The organism is Streptomyces sp. NPDC002513 (assembly GCF_053595355.1).
Window position 1 is genome coordinate 25,494 of record NZ_JBSFXK010000049.1, and the last position, 18,643, is coordinate 44,136.

The 18,643-nt window shown below is 72.5% G+C and carries 18 protein-coding genes; 9 read left to right on the forward strand and 9 right to left on the reverse strand.

The features are described from left to right. Positions 1-146: 146 nt before the first annotated feature. The gene (locus ACWD5Q_RS26575; RefSeq protein ID WP_451429561.1) at positions 147-1,277 is read right to left on the reverse strand and encodes a CHAD domain-containing protein; all 1,131 of its coding nucleotides are present in this window, start codon (positions 1,275-1,277) and stop codon (positions 147-149) included. Then, entirely contained in the window at positions 1,258-3,672 is a 2,415-nt protein-coding gene (locus ACWD5Q_RS26580; protein ID WP_451429562.1) for an RNA degradosome polyphosphate kinase, read from the reverse strand. The genes ACWD5Q_RS26575 and ACWD5Q_RS26580 overlap by 20 nt, the downstream gene beginning before the upstream one ends. A gap of 400 nt (positions 3,673-4,072) precedes the next feature. On the opposite strand from ACWD5Q_RS26580, the gene ACWD5Q_RS26585 reads away from it, so the two are divergent. From ACWD5Q_RS26585 to ACWD5Q_RS26610, 6 genes are read left to right on the forward strand one after another with little or no spacing between them, the layout of a single operon-like run. Then, a complete protein-coding gene (locus ACWD5Q_RS26585) occupies positions 4,073-4,612 on the forward strand; it encodes an RNA polymerase sigma factor (RefSeq protein ID WP_451429563.1) in 540 nt (179 codons plus the stop codon). Beyond that, entirely contained in the window at positions 4,609-5,481 is an 873-nt protein-coding gene (locus tag ACWD5Q_RS26590) for a zf-HC2 domain-containing protein (RefSeq protein WP_451429564.1), read from the forward strand. The genes ACWD5Q_RS26585 and ACWD5Q_RS26590 overlap by 4 nt, the downstream gene beginning before the upstream one ends. A gap of 2 nt (positions 5,482-5,483) precedes the next feature. After that, a complete protein-coding gene (locus ACWD5Q_RS26595) occupies positions 5,484-6,347 on the forward strand; it encodes an ABC transporter ATP-binding protein (protein WP_451429590.1) in 864 nt (287 codons plus the stop codon). After that, positions 6,344-6,508, forward strand: coding sequence for a hypothetical protein (locus tag ACWD5Q_RS26600; RefSeq protein ID WP_451429565.1), 165 nt, complete (start codon positions 6,344-6,346; stop codon positions 6,506-6,508). The genes ACWD5Q_RS26595 and ACWD5Q_RS26600 overlap by 4 nt, the downstream gene beginning before the upstream one ends. 16 nt (positions 6,509-6,524) lie before the next feature. Continuing rightward, positions 6,525-7,049, forward strand: a complete 525-nt coding sequence (locus tag ACWD5Q_RS26605; RefSeq protein WP_451429566.1) for a hypothetical protein — start codon at positions 6,525-6,527, stop codon at positions 7,047-7,049. After that, on the forward strand, positions 7,037-7,705 hold the full coding sequence (locus ACWD5Q_RS26610; protein WP_451429567.1) for an ABC transporter: 669 nt from the start codon (positions 7,037-7,039) through the stop codon (positions 7,703-7,705). The genes ACWD5Q_RS26605 and ACWD5Q_RS26610 overlap by 13 nt, the downstream gene beginning before the upstream one ends. 232 nt (positions 7,706-7,937) lie before the next feature. On the opposite strand, the gene mshD is transcribed toward ACWD5Q_RS26610, so the two are convergent. The 5 genes from mshD to ACWD5Q_RS26635 all read right to left on the reverse strand — a co-directional run bounded on the left by mshD (position 7,938) and on the right by ACWD5Q_RS26635 (position 12,926). Beyond that, complete coding sequence (mshD, locus tag ACWD5Q_RS26615) at positions 7,938-8,876, reverse strand: mycothiol synthase (RefSeq protein ID WP_451429568.1); 939 nt, start codon at positions 8,874-8,876, stop codon at positions 7,938-7,940. 68 nt (positions 8,877-8,944) lie between these two features. Further along, positions 8,945-10,390, reverse strand: coding sequence for a sensor histidine kinase (locus ACWD5Q_RS26620; RefSeq protein WP_451429569.1), 1,446 nt, complete (start codon positions 10,388-10,390; stop codon positions 8,945-8,947). Beyond that, positions 10,387-11,118, reverse strand: coding sequence for a response regulator transcription factor (locus ACWD5Q_RS26625; RefSeq protein WP_451429570.1), 732 nt, complete (start codon positions 11,116-11,118; stop codon positions 10,387-10,389). Before ACWD5Q_RS26625 ends, ACWD5Q_RS26620 begins: the two co-directional genes overlap by 4 nt. Positions 11,119-11,412: 294 nt before the next feature. After that, positions 11,413-11,709, reverse strand: coding sequence for a hypothetical protein (locus tag ACWD5Q_RS26630; protein ID WP_451429571.1), 297 nt, complete (start codon positions 11,707-11,709; stop codon positions 11,413-11,415). A gap of 38 nt (positions 11,710-11,747) precedes the next feature. After that, positions 11,748-12,926: a S1C family serine protease gene (locus tag ACWD5Q_RS26635; protein WP_451429572.1), complete on the reverse strand. Its 1,179-nt coding sequence runs from the start codon at positions 12,924-12,926 to the stop codon at positions 11,748-11,750. A gap of 505 nt (positions 12,927-13,431) precedes the next feature. On the opposite strand from ACWD5Q_RS26635, the gene ACWD5Q_RS26640 reads away from it, so the two are divergent. Beyond that, positions 13,432-15,180 carry a trypsin-like serine protease gene (locus tag ACWD5Q_RS26640; protein WP_451429573.1) on the forward strand — a complete coding sequence of 583 codons (1,749 nt, stop codon included), beginning with the start codon at positions 13,432-13,434 and terminating at the stop codon, positions 15,178-15,180. 205 nt (positions 15,181-15,385) lie between these two features. Here the strand turns inward: ACWD5Q_RS26640 and ACWD5Q_RS26645 are convergent, their stop codons facing one another. After that, the gene (locus tag ACWD5Q_RS26645; RefSeq protein WP_451429574.1) at positions 15,386-16,411 is read right to left on the reverse strand and encodes a LacI family DNA-binding transcriptional regulator; all 1,026 of its coding nucleotides are present in this window, start codon (positions 16,409-16,411) and stop codon (positions 15,386-15,388) included. Between the two features lie 49 nt (positions 16,412-16,460). After that, the gene (locus tag ACWD5Q_RS26650) at positions 16,461-17,240 is read right to left on the reverse strand and encodes a winged helix-turn-helix transcriptional regulator (protein ID WP_451429575.1); all 780 of its coding nucleotides are present in this window, start codon (positions 17,238-17,240) and stop codon (positions 16,461-16,463) included. Between the two features lie 253 nt (positions 17,241-17,493). Here ACWD5Q_RS26650 and ACWD5Q_RS26655 point away from each other — a divergent pair, with 253 nt between their 5' ends. After that, positions 17,494-18,348 carry an alpha/beta hydrolase gene (locus ACWD5Q_RS26655; RefSeq protein WP_451429576.1) on the forward strand — a complete coding sequence of 285 codons (855 nt, stop codon included), beginning with the start codon at positions 17,494-17,496 and terminating at the stop codon, positions 18,346-18,348. Between the two features lie 37 nt (positions 18,349-18,385). Continuing rightward, complete coding sequence (locus tag ACWD5Q_RS26660) at positions 18,386-18,640, forward strand: MoaD/ThiS family protein (protein WP_451429577.1); 255 nt, start codon at positions 18,386-18,388, stop codon at positions 18,638-18,640. Positions 18,641-18,643 lie beyond the last annotated feature (3 nt).

The window sequence follows — 18,643 nt, forward strand, 5'->3', positions numbered from 1 at the left end:
TGCCTCGCGCGCGTACCTGTCGCGCCGTGCCGTCGTACGGGCGCTTGGTCGCGCCGTGCCCGGGACGCGGGGCCTCGCGGACCGTCGCGTGCCCGGCGCCGGAGGCCGGGCCCGCCCCGCGAGGACCGGGCCCGGTGCCGGGGCGCCTACGGAGTACCCACCGCCTGCTTCTGCCATGACTGTTGGAACGCGAAGCGGGCCGCCTCCACCTCGTGACGCTGGTCGGCGTGCAGTACGCCCAGCGCGTACGCCGTCGCCGGGGCGATGCGCGGGGTGCGCGCCGCCGCCGCGGCGGCCGCGGCGGCCTCCGAGGCGTCCCGGTGCCGGTTCAGGGCCTGGCCCGCCGCCAGCAGTCGCACGTCGACGGCTGCGTCCTCTCCGTAGAGCACCTCCCGGGCGTACCGGTGCAGGCGCAGCAGCAGCCGGACCTGGTGCCAGGGGCCGTCCTGCGGGTGCGGGGCCGGGTCGGGGGAGAGGCCGTGGATCAGGGCCTCCGCGTTGTACGGGTGGCCCGCGGTGACCAGCGGCAGTGCGGTCACCGCGTCGCACAGCCGCTCCTGAGCGGCGGCGGCCGGCGGGCGCAGGTCGGCGGTGGCCGCGGCGGGTGTGAGCGGGACCTCGCTGGCGAGGACGGCGACGCTGTCCGCCACCGCGTGGAACCGGCTGGAGCCGAGGGCCTGCAGGGCCGCGGAGTGGGCGCGCGTCCGGGCCAGGGTCAGCTGGCGCTCCAGCAGGGCGCCCGCCTTCGCCGCGCCGATGGTCAGATTGCCCCGTTCCGGGACGCCGGGCTGGCTGCGCGGGCCGGTTCCGGACTCCGCCGCGCTCCCCGGCTGCGCGGGGAACACCGAGGAGCCCGACAGCCGGTGCAGGGCGAGCAGCAGTCGTTCGAGCCGGGCCGCGTAGGCGTGCTCGCGGGCCAGAGTGCCCGAGAGCCAGGCGAGTTCGGGGCGCATCGCCTCCGACCAGTCGGCGTCCAGGAGGGGACGGAACGTGTGGAGCGTGCCGCTGATGCGGCGTGCCGAGCGGCGCAGGGCGAGCGCCGCGTCGCCGGAGTCGTCCGTGCCGTTGTCCCCCGCGCGCGTCTCTTCCCCCACCCTCGGCTTCGCTCGGGCGGGGGGACCCCCGTGAGCGGAGGAGGTCCCCCCGGTACCGGCTTCCCGGTGCTGCCGCAGTGAGCGGAGGAACTCCATGGCCTGGGCCCGCAGGTAGCCCGCGAGGGCGTCCCCGGTGGGCTCGGCCGTGGGGTCGGTGGGGGGATCAAGGTGTTGCTGTGCCACGCCGGCGCCTCCGGGCGTCTATGAGCATCTCCTGGACGTTCCGCAGGGGCTGGCCGTCCGCGTCGGTCGCGTGCCGGTTCCACTCGCCGTCCGGGCCCAGGTGCCAGGAGGCCGTGGTGTCGGACATACCGGTCTCGATGAGCCGGTTGAGGGCCGCCCGGTGCGCCGGGTCGGTGACCCTGACGAGTGCTTCGATGCGGCGGTCGAGGTTGCGGTGCATCATGTCGGCGCTGCCGATCCACACCTCGGGCTCGCCCCCGTTTCCGAACACGAAGACACGCGAGTGTTCGAGGAAGCGGCCGAGGATGGACCGCACCCGTATGTTCTCCGACAGGCCGGCGATGCCGGGACGCAGCGCGCAGATGCCGCGCACCCACACATCGACCGGAACGCCCGCCTGCGACGCGCGGTAGAGGGCGTCGACGATCGCCTCGTCCACCATCGAGTTGACCTTGATGCGGACGCACGCGGGCCGGCCGGCCCGGTGGTGCTGGATCTCCTTGTTGATCCGGGAGATCAGACCGTCGCGCAGGGACCTGGGGGCGACCAGCAGCCGGCGGTAGGTCTCCCGGCGCGAGTAGCCCGACAGCCTGTTGAACAGGTCGGACAGGTCCGCGCCGACCTGCGGATCGGCGGTCAGCAGCCCGAGGTCCTCGTACAGGCGTGCGGTCTTCGGGTGGTAGTTGCCCGTGCCGACATGGCCGTAGCGGCGGAGCGTCTCGCCCTCCTGCCGCACGACCAGGGACAGCTTGCAGTGCGTCTTCAGGCCGACGAGCCCGTGGACGACGTGGCAGCCCGCCTCCTCCAGCTTGCGGGCCCACTTGATGTTGGCCTGCTCGTCGAAGCGGGCCTTGATCTCGACCAGTACGAGGACCTGCTTGCCGGACTCGGCCGCGTCTATCAGCGCGTCGACGATCGGCGAGGTCTCCGAGGTCCGGTACAGCGTCTGCTTGATGGCGAGCACGTCCGGGTCGCCGGCCGCCTGCTCCAGGAACGCCTGCACCGAGGTGGAGAAGCTGTCGTACGGGTGGTGCAGCAGGACGTCCCGCTCCCGCAGCGCCGCGAAGATGTCGGGCGCGGACGCCGACTCGACCTCCGCGAGGTCGCGGTGGGTGCCCGCGACGAACTTCGGGTACTTCAGCTCGGGCCGGTCGAGGTTGGCGATGCCGAAGAGACCCGTCAGGTCCAGGGGACCCGGCAGCGGGTACACCTCGGCCTCGGAGATCTTCAGCTCGCGCACGAGCAGGTCCAGCACGTACCGGTCGATGGACTCCTCGACCTCCAGGCGCACCGGGGGCCCGAAGCGGCGCCGCATGAGCTCCTTCTCCAGGGCCTGGAGCAGGTTCTCGGCGTCGTCCTCCTCGACCTCGAGGTCCTCGTTGCGGGTGATCCGGAAGGTGTGGTGCTCCAGCACCTCCATGCCCGGGAACAGCTCCTCCAGGTGCGCGGCGATGATGTCCTCGATGGGGACGTACCGCTGCGGGGAGGCCTCCAGGAAGCGGGAGAGCAGTGGCGGCACCTTGACCCGCGCGAAGTGGCGGTGGCCGGAGACCGGGTTGCGCACGACGACCGCGAGGTTGAGCGAGAGTCCCGAGATGTACGGGAACGGGTGCGCGGGGTCGACGGCCAGCGGGGTGAGCACCGGGAAGATCTGGTGCCGGAAGAGCGTGAAGAGGCGTGCCTGTTCCTTGTCGTTCAGCTCGTTCCAGCGGACCAGGTGGATGCTCTCCTCCGCGAGCGCGGGGGCGACGTCCTCGTGGAAGCAGGCCGCGTGCCGGGCCATGAGCTCGCGGGAGCGGGCCCAGATCATCTCCAGCACCTCGCGGGGCTGGAGGCCGGACGCCGACCGGGTGGCGACACCGGTGGCGATACGGCGCTTCAGGCCCGCCACCCGGACCATGAAGAACTCGTCCAGGTTGCTGGCGAAGATCGCCAGGAACTTCGCGCGCTCCAGGAGCGGCGTGTTCGGGTCCTCGGCCAGCGCGAGCACGCGCTCGTTGAACTGGAGCCAGCTGCGTTCCCGGTCGAGGAAGCGGTCCTGCGGAAGCAGTGCTCCCTCGCGCTCCTCGTACACGTCGAGGTCGGCGTCGATGTCGGGTTCGAGTTCGGAGACCGCCGCGGCCACGGTGTGCGGGCGGTGCGCGGCGATGGAGCCCACGGAGGGCTGCTGGTTCTGCATGATCGCGCGACCCGCGGGTTCCCCCTCATGGGGGGTGACGGGGGACGGGTGGGCCGGTGCCTGGGCGTTCTGCTGGCTCATGAACCCATTCTTCCGCGCCGACCGGGTGACGGGCGCGTCGGAGACGACGGGCGGCGGCGCTGAGGACGGACGCTCGCGTTCCGCACCGGCACCGTTGCGTGGGGGCGGCGAGGGCTCGGGCGCGACGGCGTTCATTGACCGAGCGTCGCAAGTCCGTCTGAATCAATGGTTACGGCGACATGACGTGCGGGATAGCGCGGAGAGGCTCGCGGGCGTCTACGGGGGGCGCGGCGGCGCACGAGGGGGCTGGACGACGCGTATGCGGTGTCCCGGCCCGGGACGCTCGGGACGCCTGGGATGCCCGGGACGCCTGGGATGCCTGGGACGGGGGGCGGGAGAGCGGCGGGTGGGTGCGGTGCGGCGTGCGGCGGCCGGTCCGGGGGTGTGCGCCGGGTCCTGTTCCTGGTCCCGTCCGGGTCCTGCTGAGGGGGTGTCCGCTCGGTGTCGGCGGCCCGTCCGGCTCGTTGAAAGACTCTCTTCCGGATTCTCTGTCCGGGGAGTGAACCGTTCGCGGGGGCTCGTCCGATGAAGGGGCGTGAGGGAAACGAGAAGTGACGGGGATCTGCTGCGTGCCGCGGCAGACGGGGACCGTCGCGCCTTCGAGGAGCTGTACCGGCGGTATGCGCCGTGGCTCACGGCACGGCTGCGCGGCCGGTGCGCCGACTCCGGCGTCGTGGACGACGTCGTGCAGGAGACGTTCCTGGCGGTCTGGCACGGCACCGCGCACTATCGCGAGGAGGGCGACGTGGCCGGCTGGCTCTGGCGCATCGGCGCCCGACGGCTGGTGGACGCGCTGCGCGGCGACGGCGCGCGGGGCCGGCTGCGCCAGACGCTGGCACGGCTGCGGCACCGGCACGAGGCCTCCGCGGAGGAGCGAGTCCTGGCCGGAGTGGAGCACGGCGACCTGGCGGGAGCGCTGATACGGCTCTCGCCCGAGCTGAGGGCCGTCCTCCAGGTGACGGTGATCGACGGACTCACGACCAGGGAGGCGGCCGTCCTGCTCGGCATTCCCCCGGGCACGGTCAAGACACGGGCGCTACGGGCGCGCAAGCGGTTGCGGGAGGAGCTGGCATGAGAGACGCGAAGCGCGACGGCGCCGCATGGCACGCGGACGCCGAGGACCTCCGCGCCTATGCGCGCGGTGAGCTGGAGGCACCCCGGCTGTGGTCCGTGGACACGCATCTGGCCGCCTGCGCGCCCTGCCGCCAGGCACTCGCCGAGGCCGCCGATCCGCTCGCCCTGGACCTCGGCTGGGAGCGGCTCGACGCCGAGCTGGACGCACCCCGGCCGGGTCTTTTCGAGGCGCTGCTGATCCGGTTCGGGACGGCCGACCACATCGCCCGGCTCCTCGCCGCGACACCCGTGCTGCGCGCGTCCTGGCTGGGCGCGGTCCTGCTGGTGCTGGCCACGACCGTGGCGGCGGTGTACGCGGTGGACTCGCCGACGCTGTTCCTCGCCCTGGCCCCGCTGCTGCCCCTCGCGGGCGTCGCCCTGTCGTACGGTCCGGCCCTGGACCCGACCTACGAGATGGCGGTCGTCGCCCCGCTGCACGGCTTCCGCCTCCTGATGATCCGCACGGTCGCGGTGCTGGTGACGAGCCTCGGACTGAACGGCCTGGCGACGCTCGCCCTCCCGGGGTACGGACTGCGTGCGCTGTCCTGGCTGCTCCCCGGCCTCGCCCTGACCGCGACGGGGGTCGCCCTGGCCGCCCGGCTGGGCCCGGTCCTCGCCCCGGCCCTGGTCGGCGGCGCCTGGATCGTCCTGCTGGTGGTGGCCGACACGGCCGTCCACGGGACGCCCACGCCGTTCACGGCCCCGGGCCAGGGCGTGGCGGCGGCGCTCGCGGTCGTCTCGGCTGTCGCGCTGCACCGTCTGCGCGACCGCTTCGACGCCTCGCCGGCCCACTCCCCGTTCTCCGACTTCGCCCGCAGGAGCGCCTCATGACCATCGTCCCCACCGTCTCCGCCGTCGGCCTGACCGTGCGCTACGGCGGCACGGCCGCCCTGGACGATGTCTCCCTCCGCCTCCATGAGGGCGTCACGGGCCTGCTCGGTCCCAACGGCGCGGGCAAGACGACCCTGCTGCGGGTGCTCGCCACCGCCGTGCCCGCCGACCGCGGCGCGTTCACCGTCCTCGGGCACGATCCGGGCACGGCCGCCGGCCGCCAGGAGGTGCGGCGTCGGCTCGGCTATCTCCCGCAGAGCCCGGGTTTCCACCCGGACTTCACGGCCTTCGCGTTCGTCGACTACGTGGCGATCCTCAAGGAGATGACGGACCGGGCCGGGCGCCATCGCGAGGTGCGGCGCGTGCTGGAGACCGTCGATCTCTCGGAGGTGCGCGGCAGGCGTATCAGGCGGCTCTCCGGCGGTATGCGCCAGCGCGTCGGCCTGGCCGCGGCGCTCGTCGGCGACCCGGGCCTGCTGCTCCTCGACGAACCGACCGTCGGCCTCGATCCCGAACAGCGCATGCGCTTCCGGGAGGTGATCGCCCAGGCGGGCGAGGGCCGGACGGTGCTGCTGTCCACCCACCAGACCGAGGACGTGGCGATGCTCTGCCACCGCGTCGTCGTGCTGGCCCGCGGCCGGATCCGCTTCGAGGGCACTCCGGCCGAGCTGACCGCACGGGCGGCGGGCCGGGTGTGGAGCAGTGCGGAACGCGACCCGGGTGCCCGCGCCGGCTGGCGCACGGGTGCGGGCACGTTCCGCAATGTCGGCGACCCGCCCAAGGGCGCCGATCTTCTCGAACCGACTCTGGAGGACGGCTACTTGCTGGCCCTCGACGGTGAGCCCGCGGAGGTGGCGTCCGTATGAGCACGGTCATCGACAAGGCCCCCGTGGTCGCCGCGCCCGTGCGGACCGGCCGCCACTCGGCCGCCGCCGTCCTCGCGCTCGCCCGCTTCGAGGCGCGCGAACTTCTCGTGCAGATACTGGGCGCGGGTCGTCGACCGTGTCCAGGGGTTCGCGGGCGGTGAGGCCGGCGGGGCGCGGATGACGATCCGTCAGCGGATACCGGTCATCTACGACCTGGCCAGTGACGCCGCCCTGGAGCCCCTGCACACGCCGGGTGAGGTGACCGCCGGCACGCGGTGGGGCGGCAACCGCGTCCCCGAGTTCGCCGTCGGTGTCGCGTCGGTTCTTGTCGCCGGGGACGAGCAGGCGGTGTCCGGGATGTGCGACGCCCGCGTGGTCACCATCGTCTGGCTGGCTTTGGCCGCGCAGGACGATCCGGCGGCAGCGTTCCGCGATGTCCGTCTGGACGACGGCGCCATGGACTCGGGTGTCGTGCTGTCCCCCACGGACCCGGTCTCCATGAACGTCGCACAGACCCGGATCGTCCGGGAACTGCTCAAGAAGCCCCGTTACGACGTCGCCGCCAGAGTGAAGGCCCACTGGGCGGAGCTGACGTCCCCGAAGACGTCGGAAGCCCGAACAGCGGAACTCCTGGGCGTGCCCGCGGCGGCCGGAGGAGTCGGAGACGGGGCCGGCAAGGAGACGTCGTCGTGCGAGGGATAGCGGACAGGTGCCCGGGTGTTCTGGCCCTTCTCCCCCCGGTGTGGCGCAGCCTGCCCCGGCGGTCGCTGGGAGCCGCCGCCGGGGCGGGCCTGGCCCCGGCCGCGCTCGCACGGCTGGTGCACGGCGGGTCCGACGCCGCGCTCGCCCTTGTCCTGCTGCGATCGGCCGCGGTCGCCTTCGCGCTGGGCCTTGCGTTCCTGCTCGACGATCCCGCACGGCAGGTCACCGCGGCCGTGCCGACCCGGCGGGTGGTGCGCACCGCAGTGAGGATGGCGCTCGTCGTCCCGCTCGCCGCGCTGTGCTGGACGGCGGCCGTGCTGCTCATACCGGGGCGGATACGCCCTCCGGTCGGCGATGTCATCGTCGAGGCGGCGGCGCTCGCGGCGCTGGCTCTCACCGGCGCCGTGGCCGCCATGCGGTTCACCGACGAGCCGCGGCCCGGTGTGGCCGTGGCGGTGACGCTGTCGGCCGGTATGGCGCTCGCGCTGCTGCTCCCCGAGCGCTGGGCCCTGTTCGTCGCGGCGGACACCCCCGGCTGGGCGGCGGCCCATCAGCGGTGGGCGGCCCTGCTGACGCTCACCCTGGTGACGGGCGCGACGCTGCTGCCGGAGCCACTGCGCAGATGCCGGTTGCCGGTACTCCGGCCCCAGCACTGAGCCGGTCTGCCACACCGAGGGGAGGGCCCCGCCGGTGGGACCATCGGCCGCTGGCCGCTGGCCGCTGGCCGCTGGCCGCTGGCCGCCGGGGGACTCCTCCCACCCGGGCAAGGTCACAGGCTCACCGGCCTCTCCCTCTGGTCCCTCTCCCTCTGGTCCCTCTCCCTCTGGTCCCTCTCCCTCTGGTCCCTCTCCCTCAGGTCCCTTCGGTCCCTCAGGTCCCTTCGGTCCCTCAGGTCTCCGTCCGGTACATCAGGTCCGTTTCGTAGGTGCTGAAGCCCAGCCGTTCGTACACCGCGAGCGCGGCCGTGTTGTCCGCGTCCACGTAGAGCATGGCGGTCGGCAGGCCCTGGGCGGTGAGGTACCGCAGGCCGATCGTGGTGAGGGAACGACCGAGGCCGCCGCCCTGGGCGCTGGGCAGGACACCGAGGACGTACACCTCGCCGAGCTGCTCCTCCGCGTGGACCTTGGTCCAGTGGAAGCCGATGAGTTCGGGGGCGTGCGTGCCCTCTCGCTCCGCGAGGAAGAAGCCCTGCGGGTCGAACCACGGCTCGGCCTTGCGGTCGTCGAGGTCGCGCTGGGTCAGGGAGCCCTGCTCGGGGTGGTGAGCGAAGGCCTCCGCGTTGACGGCGAGCCAGGCCGCGTCGTCCTGGCCGGGCACGAAGGTGCGGACGGTGACACCGTCGGGCAGCTTCGGCTCAGGCAGTTCGAGCTGGTCCAACGGTCGGCGTAGCTGGCGCAGTTCGCGGAAGAGGGTGAGGCCGAGGACCTGGGCGAGGTGCCGGGCGGCCGGGTGACCGCCGTGCGCCCACACCCGCAGCCGCTTGCCGGAGGCGGCCAGGAGGGCGGCGCCCAGCGCCCGGCCGTGCCCGTGGCCGCGGTACGAGGGGTGCACGACCAGTTCGGCGGCCGGGGCCTCCACCGGGTCGGTGTCCTCCAGCTGGGCGTACCCGACGAGCGTCTCGCCGGCATCCAGCAGCAGATGGGAGACGCCCTCACGTGCCCCGCCGCGCAGTTGCAGCCGCCCCTGCTCGGACACCGCCTGTTGCCCGTCGACCCGGGCGGCTTCGGCGAGCAGCTCTAGCACGGCCTCGGCCTGTGCGGCCGAGAGCGCGGTGACGGTCTCGATGGAGCGGGTCAGTGCCGGGCGGGCGGTGTCGTCGCTGGTCATGGATACGAGGGTAAGGGGCGGGCCGGGAGGACGGGAGGGAACGGACGGCTGTGGGCAGGTCCCGCCGGTTACTCGTCCAGGCTCGGCGGCGGTGTCGGGGCGCCCGGCAGCCGGAGCGTCGCCACCGTGCCGCCGCCCTCCGCCGCCCGCAGGGCCACCTCGCCGCCCGCCTGCTGGACCGTGCGGGCCACGATGGACAGGCCCAGGCCCGAGCCGGGCAGTGCGCGGGCCGAGGGGGAGCGCCAGAAGCGGTCGAAGACGTGCGGGAGTTCCTCGGCCGCGATGCCGGGGCCGTGGTCGCGGACCGTCAGCACGCCGCCCGTCAGGGCGACGTCGATCGTGCCGCCCTCGGGGCTGAACTTCACCGCGTTGTCGAGGATGTTCACGACCGCCCGCTCCAGCGCGGTCGGCTCCGCCCGTACGTACCAGGGTTCGAGGGCCGCGGTGATGGTCAGCTCGGGGCCGCGCAGCCGGGCGCGGGCCAGGGCGGCCTCGACGGTGTCCTGCAACTCCACCACCTGCGCCTTGCCGGCGTGCAGGCCCTTCTCGGGGCGGGACAGCTCCTGGAGATCACCGATCAGCGAGGCCAGTTCCGTCATCTGCGCCTTCACCGAGTCGAGGAGTGCCTTGCGGTCCTCCGCGGGGAGCGGGCGGCCCGTCTCCTCGCTGCGGGTGAGGAGTTCGATGTTCGTGCGCAGGGAGGTGAGCGGTGTGCGCAGCTCGTGGCCCGCGTCCGCGATCAGCTGCTGCTGCAGTTCGCGGGAGCTGGCGAGGGCCGAGGTCATCGAGTTGAAGGAGCGGGACAGACGGGCGATCTCGTCCTCGCTGTCCGGGTCCACCGGGATGTGGGTGGTCAGGTCCTCGGTGCGGGCGATGTGTTCCACCGCCTCCGTCAGCTTGTCGACGGGGCGCAGGCCGGCGCGGGCCACGGCCAGGCCGACGGCACCGGCGCCCACGACACCGAGACCGGACACGATGAGGAGGATCACGGCGAGGTCGCTGAGCGTCTTGAAGGTGTCCTTCAGGGGGTACGCCAGGATCAGGACGTAGCCCGGGTACAGCTGGGGGCCCCCGGTGCTCTCGCTGAGCAGCGGGGTCGTCAGCACCCGCACCGGCTCGCCCTTGCTGTCGACGCTGTTGTGGAGGATGCCGTGGGTCGGGTTCCGGGCGATCTCGGTGTCGCTGCGGGTGAGTTTGACCATGCCGGCCGAGTTCGCGTACACGCAGATCTGGCCGTCGGCACTGACCACCTGCGTGTAGTAGGTGGTCACGTCGGGGCCGCGGTCCTCCTGCGGGGAGGGCGTGGTCGTGCAGTCGGCCAGGACCCTCGCCAGGCCGCCCGGCCGCACCGGCGCGCTGGAACTCCTCAGGTCGCTGTCCACTTGCTCGTACAGCTTGCCCTGCACGATGAACCAGCAGCTCACCGACACCGCCGCCACCCCGAACGCCACCGCCGCCGCCACCAGCAGGGCGAGTCGCGAGCGCAGGGGCAGCGAGCGGAAACGCTTGATCACTCGGCGCCGCCCTGCCGCAGGACGTAGCCCACACCGCGCACCGTGTGCACCAGGCGGGGTTCGCCGCCCGCCTCCGTCTTGCGGCGCAGGTACATCACATACACGTCGAGGGAGTTCGACGACGGCTCGAAGTCGAAGCCCCAGACCGCCTTGAGGATCTGCTCGCGGGTCAGCACCTGGCGCGGATGTGCCATGAACATCTCCAGGAGCGTGAATTCGGTACGGGTCAGTTCCACCGGCCGTCCGCCCCGGGTCACCTCGCGCGTCGCCAGGTCCATACGGAGGTCGGCGAAGGTCAGCGCCTCGTCCTCCGGGGCGCCGAGCGCCGTGGCCGCGTAGGAGCTGCGGCGGAGCAGGGCCCGGATACGGGCGAACAGCTCGTCCAGTTCGAACGGCTTGACCAGGTAGTCGTCGGCCCCGGCGTCGAGACCGGTGACGCGGTCGCCGACCGTGTCGCGGGCCGTGAGCATGAGGATGGGGGTGGTGGTGCCCGCGCCGCGCATCCGGCGGGCGGCGGTGAGGCCGTCCATCCGCGGCATCTGGATGTCGAGGACGACCAGGTCGGGCTGGTACGCGGGCGCCTTCTCCAGCGCGTCCGCGCCGTCCACGGCGACCTCGGTGTCGTAGCCCTCGAAGGCGAGGCTGCGCTGGAGTGCTTCGCGGACCGCCGGCTCGTCGTCGACGATCAGAATGCGCTGGGGTTCACGGTCGCCTTCGGCGGGGCTCATGGACAGGGGGTTCCTCGGGGTGCGACGGGACGGGGTGCGGGGGTGCGATGGCTGAACGTCTTCAGCCTCGCACGTTTCCCGCGGCGGGGGCGGAAACGACCGGTCGGATGCCGGCGCCGGGGGCGCATGCCGTACGGGGGCGAGTGCCGGCGCCGGGGGCGTGCGGGTGGGCGGGGCGGGTGGGGGTCGGCGCCGGGGCGTGGAGACGGGCTGCTCCGAGGAGCGGGCTGGTCAGGGGCCACAGGAGCGGGTTGACGGCAGAGGGCGCGGGGTCGGGGCCGTGGTGCGGGCGGATCAGCACATCGCCGTGGTGAGACGGTTCAGCGGCACCTTGCGGCGGTGCGGGCGCGCGACGTTGGTGCGCCGCAGACCCATCAGCTGGGGGACCGCCACCACCTCCGGGGCCCGTGTGGCCGGTGCGCGCAGCTCGTACGCCTTCGAGGCGGGTGCCGTGGCCACGACGGCGCGGAGTTCGTACGCCTCCGGCGCGGGGGCCGCCGGGGTGTGGAGCTCGTGCGCGACGGCCAGGGCCAGGCAGACCCGGGCGGGGGCGACGGGGGCGGTCGTGTGGTGCAGAACCTGCTTGATCATGTCGTGCTCCTTACCAGCCTGCCCTACCGGGCGCTCGCTCAGCTCCGGGAACCGGAGTGGAGCGTCGCCAGGTCGGACTTGACGGTGTTGATCGGGATGGCGAAGCCGAGGCCCACGCTGCCGGCGCTCGACGAGGTCGAGTCCGAACTGGCGGAGTACATGGCCGAGTTGATGCCGATGATGTTGCCGTTCATGTCGATGAGGGCGCCGCCGGAGTTGCCCGGGTTGAGGGACGCGTCCGTCTGGATCGCCTTGTACGTGGTGGTGGAGGACCCGGTGTCGCCGTTGAACTGGCGGCCGCCGAACTCGAACGGCCACTGGCCGTTGCCGTTGCCGTTGCCGTTGCCGTTGCCGTTGCCGTTGCCGTTGCCGTTGCCGTTGCCGTAGCCGTTGCCGTTGCCGTTGCCCGGACCCTGGTTCTCGTTGGTGGAGACGGTGACGTCGCGGTTGAGGGACGAGACGATGCCGCTGGTGACGGTGCCGGCCAGCCCCTCGGGGGAGCCGATCGCCACGACCTGGTCGCCGATCTGGATGCCGTCGGAGTTGCCGAGCGTGGCGGCCTTCAGCCCGGAGGCGCCCTTCAGCTTGATGAGCGCGAGGTCCTTCTTGCTGTCGGTGCCGACGACCTGGGCGGTGTAGGACTTGCCGCTGTCCGTGTTCACCTTGATCGAGGACGCGCCGGCGATGACGTGGTTGTTGGTGATGATCTCGCCGTCGCCGGTGAGGATCACGCCGGAGCCGGTCGACTCGCCGGAGGCAGAGGCGGCGTTGATCTCCACGATGCTCGGGCTGACCGCGGCGGCGACTCCCGCGACCGTGCCCCTCTTGCTCGACGGCACGACGGTGGTGCTGGTCGAGCTGGAGGAGACCGTGCTCTTGCCGGTCAGTTCCTGGATGCCGTACGCCGTGCCGCCGCCTATGGCCGCGGCGGCGATCGCCACGGCGGCGAGCAGCGCGAGCGGTCCGCCGGTCCGCTTCTTCGGGGCGTGCGATGCGGGGACGTGCGGTGCGGGGACGGTGCCGAGAACAGCGGTTCCGCCGTCGTCGCCGTCTCCGCCGTGCCCCGGCGCGGCTGCCGGCCCGCCCGGCGCGTGCGCCGGCGGGGGCGGCCACTCGGGGTTCACGGAGGAGGTGTGCTGCTGCCAGGGGGACCCGGGCTGGTGCCCGTCACCCTGGGGGTGCTCGTACTCGCCACTGCGGCGGAAGTTCTCGGTCATGGAATAAAGAGTGTCCCGCGATCATGAGAGCCACCTGAGTCGTCGCTGAGAAGCCCGACAGAACCTCGTATGCCCGATATAAGGACGTCGGGCCCCCGGAATGAAGACGTCCGGCGGCGGCCCTTGAGGACAGCCCCGCGGCTGCCCTTGAGGACAGCCCGCGGAGGCTCTGAAGGCAGGGGACGGGAAGGTCTCGACGGCCCCCGAACCCCTGGTGCCATGGCTTTCAGGGAAACTTCAGGTGTCGGTGAGATGATCGAAAAGGAGGTACCGGGCGAACATTTGTCTGAAGTCTCTGCAGTCCGTGTGGCGGAAGGGCGCCCAGGGCTACGATCACGGCCACCGGAGGGGGGCTCCGCGGTTTCGCCCGACTGCGCTGCGCGGCTTTCACGCCGCGCCGCGTCGGGCCGGTTGCGTCGTACGCCCTCCTCGGGCCCTTGTCTACGACACACCCCAGGAGCCCTGAGTGATACGTGCTCTGCGCGGCCGCTGGAGACGCCCTGCCGTGGCGCTTCCCGCGACCGCCCTCGCGCTGGCCCTGACCGGCGTCGGCGCCGTGGCGGCCCAGTCGGCGGCCGCCGCCGACGGACTTCCGAAGCCCGGAGCCACCCAGCAGCGGACCAGCGTCCCGAAGCAGGCGTCCGCCAAGGAACTGCACGACCGACTGATCAACGCCGCCAGGACGCAGGCGGCCGTGAACAAGGACCAGGCGCAGGGGGCGGCCGCCAAGGCACCCGCCGCCGACACGGGCAAGCCGTCGTCGTTCATCATCGGCGGCACGGAGACGACGATCGCCTCCGCGCCCTGGATGGTCCAGCTCGGCTACTACGACTCCGCCACCGGCGAAGGCTACTTCTGCGGCGGCACCCTGGTCGCCCCGAACAAGGTCCTCACCGCCGCGCACTGCGTCGCGGGCCTGAACTGGACCGCGAACGGTGTCGTGCGGGCCGGTTCGGCGAACCTCGACGGCGGAACCGCGGTGGGCGTCCTGCGTCAGTGGAGCCACCCCCGCTTCAACCGCGACACCCTCCAGAACGACATCGCCGTCCTCACCCTCAGCGCGCCGCTGGAGCAGCAGTGGCTGCGCCTGGCCGCGTCGAACGACAGCGCGCTCTACAAGCCCAGCACCACCGCCAACGCCACCGTCTACGGCTGGGGCCTCACCTCCGGTGCCGACGGCGCCGACCTGTCGGCCACCCTGCGCAAGGTGAGCCTGCCGATGGTCGCCGACGGGACCTGCGACAGTGCGATGAAGTCGGTCATCGGCGCGGACTACTTCGCCGAGGGCTCGATGATCTGCGCCGGCACCCCGGCCACCGGCACCGACGAGGGCACCAAGAGCACCTGCAACGGCGACTCCGGCGGCCCGCTCGTGGTCGGCGGCAAGATCGTCGGCGTGGTGTCGTGGGGTGTCGCGGGCTGCACGGCCCAGGGCGCCTACCCGGTCTTCACCAAGGTCTCCTCGTACACCTGGGCCGCCCAGCCCCGCATCGACGACACGGACCTGAACTACGACGGCCGCGCCGACCTGCTGGCCCGCACCCCGTCCGGCAACCTGTTCGAGCAGGACAGCAAGGGCACCTCGCTCGCGACGCGCGCCTTCGCCAGCAAGGGCTGGGAGAGCGCGAGCTGGGCCCTCCAGGCCGACCTGGACCGCGACTACTTCCAGGACCTGATCATCCGGGACAAGAGCGACGGCAAGCTGTACCGGAGCTACTTCGACCACGCCACCCAGAACTTCACCTGGATGCAGATCAGCTCGGTGTGGGGCGGCTACACGTCGTACGCCGTCCCGGGCGACATGACCGGTGACGGCCGCCCCGACCTGGTCGCGGTGGACGCGGACGGCTCGGTGTACCTGTACCCGGGCAAGGGCAACGGCCAGTTCTACAGCCGTGTCAAGATCGTCGACCGGGCCTGGAAGGGCGTGAAGATCTTCGGCCGGGGCGACCTGTCCGGCGACGGCAAGGCCGACCTGCTGGCCCGCTCCACCGACGGCACCCTGTGGCTGTACCGGGGCACCCAGCAGGAGCACACCCCGTGGTCGGCCCGGATCAAGGCGCGGACGGGCTGGAACTTCACCTCGTACGTGTCCAACGGCGATGTGACGGGCGACGGCATCGCCGACGTCATCACCCGCGACTCCGGCGGCACGCTGTGGCTCTACCCCGGCACGGGCAAGGCGTCCTCGTCCCTGTTCGGTTCGCGGATCAAACTGGGCACCGGCTACAACCAGTACAACCTGCTGTTCTGAGCCCCTGAGCCCTGCTGTTCCGAGCCCCTCGGAACACGGACCATCGGCTCACAGCCCCAAGCGACGGCCCGCCGGCCCACCGGCGGGCCGTCGCGTTCGAGCGGCCCGGAGGGACCACCCCGCAGCAGCGCAGGAATGCCCGGCGTGCGGCTCACGGAAGCCCGGCGGTCCGGGCGCAGGAAAGCCCGGCGCCCGGCTCAGGCGCTCAGGCCTCGCACCCGCAGGACCGCCGCACCACCAGCCGCGACGGGAACTGCCTGACCCGCTCGCGGCGCGAGCCGACCACGCGCAGGCCCTCGTCGAGGACCAGGTCCAGAGCCGCCCGGGCCATCGCCGGCCGGTCCGAGGCCACCGTCGTCAGCGGCGGATCCGTCAGGGCCGCCTCCTTGACGTCGTCGAAGCCGGCCACGGCCAGTTCGTCCGGCACGTCGATGCGCAGCTCGCGCGCCGCGCGCAGCACGCCGATCGCCTGGTCGTCGGTGGAGCAGAAGATGGCCCGCGGACGGTTCGGCCCGGACAGCAGCTCAAGGCCCACCTGGTAGGCGTCGTAACGGTTGTACGGCGCCTCGAACAGCCGGCCCTCCGTCGGGAGCCCGGCCTCCTGCATCGCCCGCCGCCAGCCCTCGACATGGTCGGAGACCGGGTCCCCGACCGCCGGGGTCTCCGCGGTGCCGCCCATGCAGGCGACGTACGGGTAGCCGTGCTCCAGCAGATGGCGGACGGCGAGCTGGGCGCCGCCGAGGTCGTCGGTGACGACCGCGACGTCGTCGATCGCCTCGGGCCGCTCGTGCAGCAGCACCACCCGGGCGTCCCACGCGTCGATCTCGGCGGCGGCGTGGTCGTTGAGCGCGTGGCTGACCAGGATGAGCCCGGAGACGCGCATGCCGAGAAAGGCCCGCAGGTAGTGGACCTCGCGCTCGGCCACGTAGTCGGTGTTGCCGACGAGCACCATCTTTCCGCGCTCGGCGGCGGCCTGCTCGACCGCGTGCGTCATCTCGCCGAAGAAGGGCTGGCGCGAGTCCGGGACGATCATGCCTATGAGGTCCGTGCGCCGCGATGCCATGGCCTGGGCGACCCGGTCCGGCCGGTACCCCAGTTCCTTGATCGCGGCGAGGACACGCTCGCGCGTGGCCGGGGCGACCGGCCGGGGTCCGTTGTTGATGACGTAGCTCACGACTGCCGTGGAAGTCCCCGCCAGCCGCGCCACATCGTCCCGAGTCACCTTGGCCACGCGCGGAGTCTACGCGGATGGACCGCCTCTGGGCAGGGCTTACGCGGTTCTATGCCTCAGCCGTGACCTCGGCCGCGGACACGGCCGCCGTCACGCCCGCATCCTCCGCCTTCGGCCGGCCGGCCTTCGCCTTCGCGTCCTCGGCCGAGCGGTCCGCCTTCTCCGGTGTCACGAACCGGTAGCCGACGTTGCGGACGGTGCCGATCAGCGACTCGTGCTCGGGCCCGAGCTTGGCGCGCAGCCGTCGTACATGGACGTCGACCGTGCGCGTACCGCCGAAGTAGTCGTAGCCCCAGACCTCCTGGAGCAACTGGGCGCGGGTGAAGACGCGGCCCGGGTGCTGTGCGAGGTACTTCAGGAGCTCGAACTCCTTGAAGGTGAGGTCGAGGACGCGGCCCTTGAGCTTGGCGCTGTAGGTCGCCTCGTCGACGGACAGGTCGCCGTTGCGGATCTCCATCGGGGAGTCGTCGTTGACGAGCTGCTGGCGGCCCATGGCCAGCCGCAGCCGCGCCTCGACCTCGGCCGGTCCCGCGGTGTCCAGCAGGACGTCGTCGATGCCCCAGTCGGCGGTGACGGCCGCGAGACCGCCCTCGGTGACGACCAGGACGAGGGGGCAGCCGGGCCCGGTGGAGCGCAGGAGCTGGCACAGGCTGCGGACCTGCGGCAGGTCCCGCCGCCCGTCAATGAGGATCACGTCGGCGCCCGGGGTGTCGACGAGAGCGGGGCCTTCCGCCGGAGCCACTCGCACGCTGTGCAGGAGCAGGCCGAGAGCGGGAAGTACCTCCGTGGACGGCTGGAGGGCGTTGGTCAGAAGCAGCAGAGAACTCATCGCGTGCCTCCCGCCTCGGTCGTCATCGGTTCGTGCACGGTTCGCTCGCCCATAACGTCTGGTTCCTCCTCGGTCCCTTCGAGGACGTTTGCGGCACTGCTTCGTCCCTGGCGAATCCCCGCGCCCTGGGACCCGCTGTGCGTTCGCCACCCTGTACACCTGCGGTTTCCCGCTTCGTATACAACGCTTCCGAAAGCACAAAAGGACCCGGGGGCTACGCTGCCCGAGTCCTCTGCCCAGCAGAATAGCCCACATGAGCACTGGTCGGGCAGGTCACACGGCACGATCCACGGTTCGTCCGCACTCTGAGACGGCGCATCGCGGGCCTTTGCGGACGTTTCTGTGCACGGTCGACGGAGTGGCGATCGACGCCGCGTACGCCCCGGGCACGGGCGCCTTCGACACCGGGCGTGCACCCGCCGGCCATCTGCGGGATCTTGCGATCGTCGTCGCGCACGGCTTCACCGGTGATCTGGAGCGGCCCCATGTCCGTCGGGTCGCCGGCGTCCTCGCCCGGTACGGCGCGGTGGTCACCTTCTCCTTCCGCGGACACGGGGCGTCGGGAGGACGGTCGACGGTCGGCGACCGGGAGGTGCACGACCTGGCGGCCGCGGTGCGCTGGGCGCGCGAGCTGGGGCACTCCCGGGTGGCCACCGTCGGCTTCTCGATGGGCGGGTCGGTGGTGCTGCGGCACGCGGCACAGCACCAGGAGGGCGCGGACACGGACGCGGTGGCGGCCGTCAGCGCCCCGGCCCGCTGGTACTACCGCGGTACGGCCCCCATGCGGCGCCTGCACTGGCTGGTGACCCGGCCGGAGGGCCGTCTGGTGGGCCGCTACGGCCTGCGCACCCGGATCCACCACCGCGACTGGGACCCGGTGCCCGCCTCGCCGGCGCAGTCCGTCCCGCTGATCGCGCCGACCCCTTTGCTGATCGTGCACGGCGACCGGGACGGCTACTTCCCCGTCGACCACCCGCGGATGCTGGCGGACGCCGCCCCCGGCCACGCCGAACTGTGGCTGGAGCCCGGCATGGGCCATGCCGAGAACGCCGCCGACGACGCGTTGGTGGCGAGGATCGGGGCGTGGGCGGTCTCGCACGCGGGCTAGCCTGACGGTGTTCACCACGACGGAGTTGAGGAAGCAGATGGCAAAGGGCACGCTGCGCTACTGGGCCGCAGCCAAGGCAGCGGCCGGGACCGCCGAGGAGCCGTACGACGCGGCGACGCTCGCGCAGGCGCTGGCCGCGGCTCGTGCGCGACACCCCGGCGAACTGGTCAGTGTCCTGCGGCGATGCTCCTTCCTCGTCGACGGTGACCCCGTCGGGACCCGCGCGCATGAGACGGTACGGCTGGCCGAGGGCGGCACGGTCGAGGTGCTCCCGCCGTTCGCAGGAGGATGAGCG

Bases quoted from the DNA above. Each gene is read 5' to 3' on its own strand.
- ACWD5Q_RS26605 (WP_451429566.1), top strand. From the start codon at position 6,525: ATGACGATCCGTCAGCGGATACCGGTCATCTACGACCTGGCCAGTGAC.
- ACWD5Q_RS26590 (WP_451429564.1), top strand. From the start codon at position 4,609: ATGAGAGACGCGAAGCGCGACGGCGCCGCATGGCACGCGGACGCCGAG.
- ACWD5Q_RS26655 (WP_451429576.1), top strand. From the start codon at position 17,494: ATGAGCACTGGTCGGGCAGGTCACACGGCACGATCCACGGTTCGTCCG.
- ACWD5Q_RS26625 (WP_451429570.1), bottom strand. From the start codon at position 11,118: ATGAGCCCCGCCGAAGGCGACCGTGAACCCCAGCGCATTCTGATCGTC.
- ACWD5Q_RS26600 (WP_451429565.1), top strand. From the start codon at position 6,344: ATGAGCACGGTCATCGACAAGGCCCCCGTGGTCGCCGCGCCCGTGCGG.
- ACWD5Q_RS26630 (WP_451429571.1), bottom strand. From the start codon at position 11,709: ATGATCAAGCAGGTTCTGCACCACACGACCGCCCCCGTCGCCCCCGCC.
- ACWD5Q_RS26650 (WP_451429575.1), bottom strand. From the start codon at position 17,240: ATGAGTTCTCTGCTGCTTCTGACCAACGCCCTCCAGCCGTCCACGGAG.
- mshD (WP_451429568.1), bottom strand. From the start codon at position 8,876: ATGACCAGCGACGACACCGCCCGCCCGGCACTGACCCGCTCCATCGAG.
- ACWD5Q_RS26635 (WP_451429572.1), bottom strand. From the start codon at position 12,926: ATGACCGAGAACTTCCGCCGCAGTGGCGAGTACGAGCACCCCCAGGGT.
- ACWD5Q_RS26580 (WP_451429562.1), bottom strand. From the start codon at position 3,672: ATGAACGCCGTCGCGCCCGAGCCCTCGCCGCCCCCACGCAACGGTGCC.
- ACWD5Q_RS26660 (WP_451429577.1), top strand. From the start codon at position 18,386: ATGGCAAAGGGCACGCTGCGCTACTGGGCCGCAGCCAAGGCAGCGGCC.